We start from the raw sequence: 10357 nt of genomic DNA, 5'->3' as shown, positions 1-10357 counted from the left end.
GGGATAGGAGCATCGGTCGACCGGGACTCAGAGCGGTTTGCTCACGTAGGGGCCGTCCCGCTCGTACCCCAGGTGTTCACGGTAGTACTCCCGGGCCCCGATGCCGGCAATCACGACGAGTTTCTCGTAGCCCGCCTCGCGAGCCAGCGACTCGGCTTTCTGGAGGAGTTTCCGCCCGTACCCCTGGTGCTGGAAGCCGCCCTCGGTGTCGCCCAGTCCGACTTCGTCCCCGTAGACGTGCAATTCCCGGATCAGGGCCGCATCGGCCAGTTCCTCGCGGCGTGGCGCGCCCGGGAACCGCAACCGCGTAAAGCCAACGAGCAGGTCCGCATCCGGATCCTCGAAGCTGATGAAGTGCTCGGTCCCATCCCCGGCCTCGTAGGTCTGGACGTCGAGGGTGACCCCAGTGGGTTCCGCGTCGTTCATCCCCACCTCGCGACAGCGCACGCAGTCACACTCCCAGCCGTGATCGGCCATGCGTTTTCGGGCTAGCTGTCGCAGGTTCGACTTCCAGACCCCCGCCTCGATGAAATCCGCCGGAATGTCCCGCTGGACGCGCTGGAGGCGGACGTACGGCGGCAACTCGGCCTTGATCTCGGCGACCAGTTCGGCGGCCTGCTCGTTCGTGAGCGGGTCGTACTCGTCCCGACGCCACATGTCATAGATCCGGGTGCCCCGGACTACGAGTGTGGGATAGATCTTGAGGTAGTCCGGCCGGAAGCGCTGGTCGGCGAAAAGGCGTCTGGCGTCCTCCCGGGCCATCGCCACGGAGGTCCCAGGCTGGCCCGGCATGAGGTGAAACCCGACCTTGAAACCGGCGTCCCGCAACCGCCGTCCGGCGTCGATAGCGTCCTGGACGCCATGCCCCCGGTGCATCTCGCGGTTGACGGCCTCGAAGGTGGTCTGCACGCCCACTTCGACTTTCGTCACCCCCAGCCGGAGCATCCGGTCGATCTGTTCCGGGCCGACCCAGTCGGGCTTGGTCTCGAAGGTCGTCGCCACGTTGCGCACCGCGGCCGTCTCGTTCTCCCGGATGACCGTCTCCAGGTCCGCCTCGGTCACGTCCTCGGGGTCCTGCGCGAAGCTCTCACCCTCGGTCGCGGCCGGTGGGTTCTCCGGATCGAACTCGTTCATCGCCTGGAGCGCGCGTTTCACGAACCACTCCTGATACGTCGGATCGCGAGCGGTCATCGTCCCGCCCATCACGATGAGTTCTACCTTGTCGACCGGGTGACCGATGTGTCGCAACTGAGCCAGTCGGAGCCGAACCTGGCCGTACGGGTCATAGTCGTTCTGCTCGGCCCGGGCCGCCGCTGGCTCGTGACCGGTGTAACTCTGTGCGGAGGAGAACTCCGAGGCCGGCCCACCCGGGCAGTACAGGCACTTTCCGTGGGGGCAGGGCTCGGGGCTGGTCATGACCGCGACCGGGGTTACGCCGGAGGCGGTCCGGACGGGTTTCCGGCGGAGGATCGGTTCAAGCTCGTCCCTGGTGCCGTCAGGCGCGGCTTGCAGTAGATCGCCGTTGGTCGGGACTTTCGGCGAGCTATGCTCGCCACAGGCCGCCAGTTTCGCCTGCTCGACGTCGTCACGTTCGACCTCACCGTCGAGAATCCGGGTGACGACGTCCCGGCAGGCCCGCTCGAACCGTCGCTCGCCCTCCGCGTTCATATCCGTCCCAGCGGGGAGTCGCCAAAAAGGGTGTCGTTCAGCCCAGCCAGACCGAAACTTCCTCGATCACGGCCTCCAGGACCGCCTCGCGGCGACCCGAGAGGAATTCGATGCGGCCGTCCCGGCCGCCCCGGGGAGTCACGCCGCCGCCCGGAACCCGGTCGGCAACGGCTTCGCCGATGGCTCGAACGTCGAGTGCGGTCGAGCGCTCGAGGAACAGTTCGTCCTCGTCGAGCGCGATGGTCACCATCGGGCCGGACGCTTCTGCCTCTCGGCGGTGGAGTTCCGCCAGCAGGAGCTCGGTCGGCGGGAAGTCATAGCGGTGGGTGTATTCGGCCACGTCGAGCACGTCGATCTGTACGCCGTCGTCCTCGCGGCGTTCGAGGTGGGGACGAGCGGTCGCGAGTTCGGTCTCTAGCTTCGTCTCGAACTGCTCGCTGAGCGGGGTTGCGAGCGCGGCATTGTTCTCCGCCCAGAACAGGTCGCTGATGAGTTCGCGCTTGTCCTCGTAGGACTGGTAAAAGGCCTCCAGGGCCACCGCGTTCCGAATGTCGGTGGTCGCGTCCAGGTCGAACCCGGCGTCGCTGGCCAGGTCGGCATAGATTTCGGGCGGTTCGGTCCAGAAGCTCGTCGCCGGCAAGTGCGCGAGGTCCTCGCGGACCGCGTCGTTGACGAGGGCGGCCAGGTGCGAGCCCAGAACGCCAGTCGAGAGGGGGCTCCCGCCAGCAGCCGTCGGACTCACGAGCACGTCTGCGGTGTCGGTCGCGTCGGCGTCGGCGTAGCCGCCATCGACCACGACGCTGCCGGCGTCGTAGATCGAGAGCAGCGAGAGGCCATCAACGGATTCGAGCGTCGAGCCGGCATCGACCAGGACGAAAAGCGGCTGGGTCTCGTCGTGGCGGTCCGCGGCCTCCAGCATGTCGGTCACGTCGCTGGTCGCGGCTTCCACGTCGTAGATCGGATCCGAGAGCGGACGACGATCGACGTAGTGATACTCCGCGCCGGCTTCGGCGTGTTCCTCCCGGATCAACGGGAGCAACGCCCGTTCCAGGGCCGTGCCGCCGACGTACCCTTCCAGAGTCGCCGTGTGTCGAATGACGACCGGCCGGGACTCGATGACGGCCCGTCGGATCGTCGTCGCGGCGGCAACCAGATCCTCCTGGATGGCGGCGACGGAGGGATCCTCGACCAGCAAGGTCGTCGAGGTGGGTTCGGCTCGCTCGGCCAGCGCCGTCTCGCGGCGGTCGGCCACGCGGTCGGCTGCTGGCCCCTCCAGAACCGACAGCTCCTCGGTCTCGACCTGGACGTCCCCACGATGCTCTTCGACGATACCGACGATTCGAACCACGTCATCGACTTCGACGGCCGGGTAGGCTCGAACGCCGGCCTCCTCGAAGGCCGCACAGTCCACGACGCCCGTCTCGTCCTCGACCTGGAAGACCGTCGGCCCGGCAGTCTGTCGCACGTCCGAGACTGTGCCTTCGACGACGACCGTCTCGTCAAGCGCCGCGTCAAGGTCGACGACCGGGACGCGAGCGGGTTCTTCTTCGTCGGCTGTCGATTCCGTGTCCGATTCTTCGACCTGCGCCGTGTCCGGTTCTTCGGCCGCTTCCGTGCCGGTCTCCTCACCAGTCGGTTCAGTCTCGTCGACTGCTTCGGCCTCAGCGTCCTTCGACTCGATAGGCTGGGCGCTCTTCGCCTGGCCGCCGTCAGTCGTGCTCGTCTCCGAATCGTCGCGGTCGACAGCTGACGGCTCGCCGAGCTCGTCTTCGGCCGCCGGTTCCTCCGTGTCGTCCTCGCCGTCGGCTTTCTCCGGCAGGACGGGCGCGCCAACGTCGGGGTCGTCGATCAGCCGGCCGCGGAACTCCCGGGGCTCCTGGCGGAGCGACCAGCCGAGGTCGATATTGCCGTTGTCATGAACGTCCAGGACCTGGACGAAGACGGCGTCTCCAGCGTCCCAGTCGAGCGATTCCAGGCGTTTGGGGATCTCACTGCGGTGGAGCAGTCCCGTCACGGGCCCGATGTCGACGAAGACGCCGAACTCGGCGAAGCCATCGACGGTGCCGCGGTAGTAGCGATTCGGCGTCAGTTGGTTCGGGTGCTGCCCACGAAACTCGAAGAACACGTCCTCTTCGTGCGTGCTACAGACGTCGCCGTCAGCAGGGGACCCACAGATAACACACGTACCCATTTGTAGTAGTTTGATACCACCGGACTCCTAAACGCTTGTCGAAAGCCCGTTCAGTCCGTTCGGACCTCGTGGCAGCTTCGACACCGCGCCTCATAGGACTCTTCGGCACCGACCACGATCGTCGGCTCGTCGACGTGTGCGGGTTCGCCGTCGACCAGGCGCTGATTGCGGGTGGCCGGCTCGCCACAGACCGCACAGATCGCCCGGAGTTTGTCGACGTACTCGGCGGTCGCCATGAGTTGCCCCAGCGGCTCGAAGGGTTCGCCTCGGTAGGTCTGGTCGGTCCCGCTGACGATCACGCGGCGACCGGCGGTCGCTAGCTCGTTTGCGACGGCGACCAGTTCCTCGGGGAAGAAGTTCGCCTCGTCGATGGCGACGACCGAGGCGCCGTCGGCCCGGTCGGGAATCGAGCGCACCCCCTCGGCCGTGTTGTCCACGACAGTCGCCTCCCAGGTGTGTCCGGCGTGGGACCCGAGTTCGGCCTGCCCGTAGCGGTCGTCCACCGCCGGCGTGAACGCCACGACCTCCTGGCCGGCGATCTCCGCACGGCGGAGTCGTCGCAGGAGTTCCTCGGTCTTCCCCGAGAACATCGAGCCGGAAATGACCTCGACCCACCCGTTTTCCCTGATCGCTCGCATGCCCGAACTGGGGCTACGGGTGGACAAAAACCCGTTCGTTCACGACAGGTCGCCGCCGACGTTGTGCTTCCCTTCGAAACTGATCGGGTCCGGTTCGATGTTGGCGTACTCGACGATCCGCCGCCCGAGTGTATCCAGCCGCTCCTCGATGTCGGAATCGACCAGCCGACCCTCTGAAAGCGCCTCGTGGGAGTCCGGAATCGCCGCCTGGAAGGGCAGGACCCAGGCATCGAGCGCACGGAGCACGCCCCGCAGGTGATCGAGTGCCGGCAGCGGGAATCCGCCACCGGCGACTGCCAGCAGGCCCACGGTCGTGTGCTCGAACTCGTCGAATCCACAGTAGTCGAGGGCGTTTTTCAGCGGCGCGGAGTAGGAGCCGTGATAGACCGGTGTCCCGAGCAGCACCGCATCCAGGGCCTGGATTTCGGCCCGAAGCGTCTCGGCGTCGCCGACGTCCCGATGGTCCGCGTCGTAGACCGGCAGGTCGTAGGTTCGAAGATCGAGCAAGGCGGTGTCGGCGCCGGCGGCCGCGGCGGCGTCGAGGGATCGCTCCAGGCCCACCCGGGTCACACTTTCCTCCCTGAGGCTGCCGACGATCGCGCCGATGGACGGTGACATGTCCGTGCCAAGGCGGCGGTCACAAGTAAACCCGTGGGGACTACCGTCGCAACTGCACCGTCGGCTGCCCGTCCGTGTCTATCGAGACCAGGCCGTCCGCGGCCAGATCGTTGAGCAGGCCACGCAACCACGCACGCCCATGCTCGCCATCCGGCGTGTAGTCCACACGAATTCGGTGCCCAAGCGTGTCCAGGTCCATCTGGTCGTGCTCGCCGAGGAGACGGATGATTCGGCCACGGAACTGTCGACGGCTTCCCTCGAAGCTCGGTTGGGTGGGGACGTCGGGGGCGGTGAAGTCCCCGGTCTGGTAGGCCTGACACCACTCCCGCCAGGGACAACCGGCCTCGTCACATCGCGGGGTCTTCTCGCAGGCCACCCCGCCGAGTTCCATGATCGCGTTGTTCCACTGGCCGGCCGAATCCGCGGGCAGAAGTTCCGCAGCGGCCGTCTCGAAAGCCGCCTCGTCGTCGGGGACTCCGAAGGCGCGATGGAGCACGCGTTTGACGTTCGTGTCGACCACCGCACCACCGGTATCAAAGGCAAAGGAAGCGACGGCAGTGGCGGTGTAGGGCCCGACGCCCATCAGGGATTCGAGGGCGTCCGGATCCTCCGGGAACGCCCCGTCGAACTCGGAGCAAATCTGTTCGGCGGCCTCCTGCAGGTAGCGGGCCCGGTTGTTGTAGCCCAGCCGGTGATCGCTCCAGAACGCGACCACGTCGGCCCGGTCGGCGTCAGCGAGCGCTTCGACAGTGGGCCAGCGGTCGAGAAAGGCCGCCCAGGGGTCGACGATGCGGTCGAGTTGGGTCTGCTGGCTCATCACCTCGGAGACTAAAATTGCGTAGGGGTCCTCCCGCTCCCGCCAGGGGAACTCCCGGTGATCGGCCTCGTACCAGGATAGCAGGGCCGCCTGCACCGCCTCTCGCTCGTCAGCCGACAGGGAAAGCGCCGAAGACATCGACAGCGCTCCTACTCGGTCGGGCTTTGAAAGGGCCCTGATGGCGGCAGTGGTCGGGTCCAAAAGGTGTTTTTCCGTCGGGCCGCGAGAGAGGGCCATGAGCCTCTCGGAACTCACCGCAGACGTCGAATCGGCCTATGCAGCGCTCGATGACGCCGAAATCACCCTCGACGGCGAGAGCAAGATGGAACTCGCCATGCTCCAGGCCGCCCTCGAGGAGGACGACCCGGCCACGCTGGTCAGACGCGGCATCCACATGCTCTTCCAGTCCACGACCGAGACCGGTAAACTCGACTTTCACCTCCGGGGGGCCTACGACGTGACCTACGACGAATACCTCTCCGGGATGACCTACGAGGAGATGACCGGGGGCACGAATCCCACAAGCAGCGACGACGACCGCCGATATCAGTTCTAGTCGGCCGAGAGGTTTTTGGGCTCGCGCTCCTGGGTGGGGTATGGACACGGTTCGCCCCCTCGATCGCGACCGACTCGGGTGGTGGGCCATCGCGCTGGCACTCGGGGCGCTCGTCGTCTATCTCCTCTACTCGTTTCTCGGAACCTTTGTCTTCGGCATCTTCGTCTACTATGCGACCAGGCCGATCCACCGTCGCCTGCGGCGAATTATCAAACAGCGCTCGATCTCGGCAGCGGTCTCCCTGGTCGCGATCGCGATCCCGGTCCTGTTGCTCGCCTTCTACACGATCGCACTCGCGATGCAGGAGCTGAATCGACTCCTCGAGTCCGGCGAACTATCCCTCCTGCCGCTGGAATCCCTCCTGCAACCGTACTTCGACATCTCTTCGGTGATCTTCGACCCGGCCACCATCATCACCCAGGAGAACGCGATCGAGGGGCTCCGGACGGTGCTACGGGAAGCCGGGACCTACCTCGAATTCTTCGGCAAGGGGGCACTGCATCTGGTGGTGATAATCATCCTCGCCTTCTACCTGCTCCGTGATGACAATCGGTTAGCTGACTGGTGGCGACAGCGGTTCGCCGACAAAGAGGGAGTCATGGAGGCCTACATGACCCGGGTGGATCGGGACTTCTCGAACATCTTCTTCGGGAACATCCTCAACGCCATCCTCACGGGGATCATCGGATCGATCTCCTACACCGCGTTGAACTTCGTTTCGCCCGCTGCCATCTCGCTGCCGTATCCCACGTTGCTCGGGTTGCTCACGGGAATCGCGAGCCTGATTCCGGTCATCGGCATCAAGATCGTCTACGTTCCCGTGGCGATCTACCTGCTCGTGATGACGGCTGGCATGCCCGCCGTCCTCTGGTTTACCATCGCCTTCGTCGTGGTCTCCTTTGTCGTCGTGGACGTGATCCCGGACCTGGTGCTCCGGCCCTACGTCTCGGGGCGGAACCTCCATCTGGGCATGGTGATGCTCGCGTACATCTTCGGCCCGCTCCTCTTCGGGTGGTATGGCCTCTTCCTCGGCCCGATGCTCCTGGTACTGCTGGTGCACTTTGTCGCACTCGTGTTGCCGGAGTTGCTCGCCGGCGCGCCGATACAGCCAGAGACGGTGCCCGACCCGCTGGCCCCACCGGAACCGGAAGTCGAAAACGAGAGAGACGAGCCAGGAGAGACCGAAGAGTCGGCCGGGTAAGCTACTCCAGGTCGACGTAGTCCAGTTCCCACTCCCGGCGGGCCTGAATCTCCCGGCGGCCCCGACGAGTGACCGTGTAGTAGTTCGTCCGCTGGTCGCGTTCGCCCTTGTCGATGAGCCCCTTCTCGACCAGCGTATCGAGGTTGGGATAGAGCCGGCCGTGGTGGATCTCCGACTCGTAGTACTGTTCGAGTTCGTCCTTGATCGCGAGGCCGTGTGGGTCGTCGAGGCCGGCGACCACGTACAGGAGGTCTCGCTGAAAGCCCGTTAAGTCGTACATGTGTGAACCCTGATACAGTGTATTTGCCAGGGTAGTATAAGTATATTGGCTCAACCCCGCCGTCGTGGGCGTCGACAGGAATGACTGCGATCTGAAAGGTCATCGAAAGAGAGCGGTACTTCGCGGCTGGCAAACTCGCTCACCTAAATACACAGACCAGTTCACCGTTCGGGATTCGAAGCCGGAGCCACGGCTCCATGTCAAAAGTGGAAGCGGGACCGAAAACCGGTCCCGCTGCCGCCCTGAGTTGGTCCCCGCTGACGCTTCGGCCCTCCAAAGCGAAGCGTCAGGTTGGACATTTGGGTCCGGGTCAATAAAACTACCGGCAAGCAACGCTGGCACCATCCCGAACTGACCGCGAGGTCTTTGGTTCCCGCTTCCGAAGGGTTGTTTATGGAGGTACGGGGGATCCGCGAGTGCAAGGACTGTGGCACCCAGTGGTCGTACTACGAGACGGGGAGCCCCGCGTGTCCGGCGTGCGGGAGTCTCTACAGTGTCGGCATTTCCGATCGCGCGCTACACACGGATCGGCCGGCCGACCTCGATCTCACGGCCGCCATCGACGCACTGGCGGACGGGGATGACCGGGCTGCCGGCGACGCCGCCGCGGAAACCGCACGGACCTACGTCCACCGGCGGGGGTTCATCAACGCCGGCGAACTACAACCGCTCTCCGCGACCTACGTCGCGGCCCACGAGATCCGACACGTCGCGGCCCTCCTGGACCGAGCCACACCCACCGGGATCGACGGCGAGACCGTCGACCGGGAGTACGTGACGGCGCTGTTCGAAGCCGCGAGCGAGGGGCGACGCCCCCCGGCGTCGGCGGTTCCCGAATCGATGATCGGCCCCCGCGGACTCGGCGTGGCGGACGCGATCCGGGACTATCACGACGGGCTCAAGACCTGGCTCGATGGGACCGACGCCGATCGAGACGTGGATAGCTACCTCGAACGCCTCGACAGTCACGTTCGCCGGATCAGGGCTCTGGATGGCTCGATCGATCCGGCAGAAGGAGAGCGGTTATTGGCGGCAGCTAGGAGCCTCGGAGACTACCTCGCGAACGGCGACGGGGACCTGCAGGCCGTCGACGAGGCGCTCGGCGCCGTCACGTAGCTACTCGTAGAGCGGGTGATCGTCGGTAAGCCGGTCGACCTCCGCGGCGACCTCCTCGATGACGCTCGCATCGTCGATGTTGTCGATGACCCGCCCGATCAGCTGGCCGACCTCGCGCATCTCTGCCTCCTCGAACCCACGGGTGGTGAGCGCCGGTGATCCAATACGGATTCCCGAGGGCTCTTTCGCCGAGCGGGTTTCCCCCGGAACGGTGTTGGCGTTCAGGACGATGCCCGCTTCTTCGAGGGCCTCTGCGGCGTCGTTCCCGGTAACCTCGGGGTGGGACTCCCGGAGGTCGACCAGGATCAGATGCGTGTCGGTGCCGCCGGAGACCAGCGAGAAGCCCTGCTCCTGCATGCTCTCGCCCAGGGCGCGAGCGTTGGCGACGACCTGCTCGATGTGCTCGTCGAACTCGGGCTCCAGGGCCTCGCCGAAGCCAACTGCCTTCCCGGCGATGTTGTGCATGAGCGGGCCGCCCTGGATCCCCGGGAACACGGTCCGGTCGATCACGTCGGCGTACTCCTCGTCGGTGAGGATCATGCCGCCACGACCGGCGCGGATCGTCTTGTGTGTCGATCCGGTGACGAAGTCGGCGATCCCGACGGGGTTGTCGTGGACGCCGGCGGCGACCAGGCCGGTGATGTGGGCCATGTCAGCCAGGTGGTAGGCGTCGACGGCGTCGGCGGTCTCCTGTACGCGCTCCCAGTCGACGACCCGGGGGTAGGCCGAGTATCCGGAGACGATGATATCGGGTTCGAACTCGCGAGCGTGTTCGTCGAGTCCCTCGTAGTCGATGCGACCCGTCTCGGGGTCCATCTCGTACTGTTCGACCTCGTAGAGGCTGCCCGAGAAGTTGACCGGGTGTCCGTGGCTGAGGTGGCCGCCGTGTTCCAGATCCAGGGAGAGGATCTTGTCACCGGGTTCGAGCACGCTGAAGTACACGGCCATGTTCGCCTGGGTTCCGGCGTGGGGCTGCACGTTCGCGTGGTCCGCCCCCCAGAGTTCCTTCGCTCGCTCGCGGGCGAGTTCCTCGACGGTGTCGGCGTTCTCACACCCACCGTAGTAGCGATTGTTCGGATACCCCTCGGCATACTTGTTGGTAAGCGCGCTGCCCTGGGCGGCGAGGACGGCCTCCGAGGCGTGGTTCTCGCTGGCGATCATCGCGAGTGTCTCCTGCTGTCGGGTCGTCTCGCCCTCGAGGGCGTCGGCCACTTCCGGGTCGCTGGATCGGACGGGATCGAAGTCCATACCAATCATCCACACGCCACACTT

The 10357-nt window shown here is 65.6% G+C and carries 10 protein-coding genes; 3 read left to right on the top strand and 7 right to left on the bottom strand.

Annotated features, from left to right (window positions below):
• Positions 1 to 27: 27 nt before the first annotated feature.
• Genes HSR6_RS03490 through HSR6_RS03470 form a run of 5 tightly spaced genes read right to left on the bottom strand, consistent with a single transcriptional unit; the run spans position 28 to position 6070 of the window.
• Positions 28 to 1668 carry a tRNA uridine(34) 5-carboxymethylaminomethyl modification radical SAM/GNAT enzyme Elp3 gene (locus HSR6_RS03490; RefSeq protein WP_071932822.1) on the bottom strand — a complete coding sequence of 547 codons (1641 nt, stop codon included), beginning with the start codon at positions 1666 to 1668 and terminating at the stop codon, positions 28 to 30.
• A 37-nt stretch (positions 1669 to 1705) separates the two neighbouring features.
• On the bottom strand, positions 1706 to 3859 hold the full coding sequence (locus HSR6_RS03485) for a DHH family phosphoesterase (protein WP_071932821.1): 2154 nt from the start codon (positions 3857 to 3859) through the stop codon (positions 1706 to 1708).
• A gap of 50 nt (positions 3860 to 3909) precedes the next feature.
• Complete coding sequence (locus HSR6_RS03480) at positions 3910 to 4497, bottom strand: thymidine kinase (RefSeq protein ID WP_071932820.1); 588 nt, start codon at positions 4495 to 4497, stop codon at positions 3910 to 3912.
• 39 nt (positions 4498 to 4536) lie between these two features.
• Positions 4537 to 5115: an NADPH-dependent FMN reductase gene (locus HSR6_RS03475; protein WP_071932819.1), complete on the bottom strand. Its 579-nt coding sequence runs from the start codon at positions 5113 to 5115 to the stop codon at positions 4537 to 4539.
• A gap of 40 nt (positions 5116 to 5155) precedes the next feature.
• Positions 5156 to 6070 (bottom strand): HhH-GPD family protein, encoded by a 915-nt coding sequence (locus HSR6_RS03470; protein WP_071932818.1) that lies wholly within the window; start codon positions 6068 to 6070, stop codon positions 5156 to 5158.
• 97 nt (positions 6071 to 6167) lie between these two features.
• On the opposite strand from HSR6_RS03470, the gene HSR6_RS03465 reads away from it, so the two are divergent.
• Both HSR6_RS03465 and HSR6_RS03460 read left to right on the top strand, forming a co-directional pair.
• Positions 6168 to 6488: a hypothetical protein gene (locus HSR6_RS03465; RefSeq protein ID WP_071932817.1), complete on the top strand. Its 321-nt coding sequence runs from the start codon at positions 6168 to 6170 to the stop codon at positions 6486 to 6488.
• A gap of 40 nt (positions 6489 to 6528) precedes the next feature.
• Positions 6529 to 7689: an AI-2E family transporter gene (locus HSR6_RS03460; RefSeq protein WP_071932816.1), complete on the top strand. Its 1161-nt coding sequence runs from the start codon at positions 6529 to 6531 to the stop codon at positions 7687 to 7689.
• A gap of 1 nt (position 7690) precedes the next feature.
• Here HSR6_RS03460 and HSR6_RS03455 read toward each other — a convergent pair whose 3' ends face one another.
• Positions 7691 to 7969: a PadR family transcriptional regulator gene (locus tag HSR6_RS03455; RefSeq protein WP_070364604.1), complete on the bottom strand. Its 279-nt coding sequence runs from the start codon at positions 7967 to 7969 to the stop codon at positions 7691 to 7693.
• A gap of 393 nt (positions 7970 to 8362) precedes the next feature.
• Here HSR6_RS03455 and HSR6_RS03450 point away from each other — a divergent pair, with 393 nt between their 5' ends.
• Positions 8363 to 9085, top strand: a complete 723-nt coding sequence (locus HSR6_RS03450; RefSeq protein WP_071932815.1) for a DUF7117 family protein — start codon at positions 8363 to 8365, stop codon at positions 9083 to 9085.
• Here HSR6_RS03450 and glyA read toward each other — a convergent pair whose 3' ends face one another.
• Positions 9086 to 10333: a serine hydroxymethyltransferase gene (gene glyA, locus HSR6_RS03445; RefSeq protein ID WP_070364602.1), complete on the bottom strand. Its 1248-nt coding sequence runs from the start codon at positions 10331 to 10333 to the stop codon at positions 9086 to 9088.
• Positions 10334 to 10357: the final 24 nt, after the last annotated feature.

Origin of the sequence: Halodesulfurarchaeum formicicum (assembly GCF_001886955.1) — an archaeon.
GTDB classification, from domain to species: domain Archaea; phylum Halobacteriota; class Halobacteria; order Halobacteriales; family Halobacteriaceae; genus Halodesulfurarchaeum; species Halodesulfurarchaeum formicicum.
This window is presented reverse-complemented; position numbering and strand designations above follow the sequence as displayed.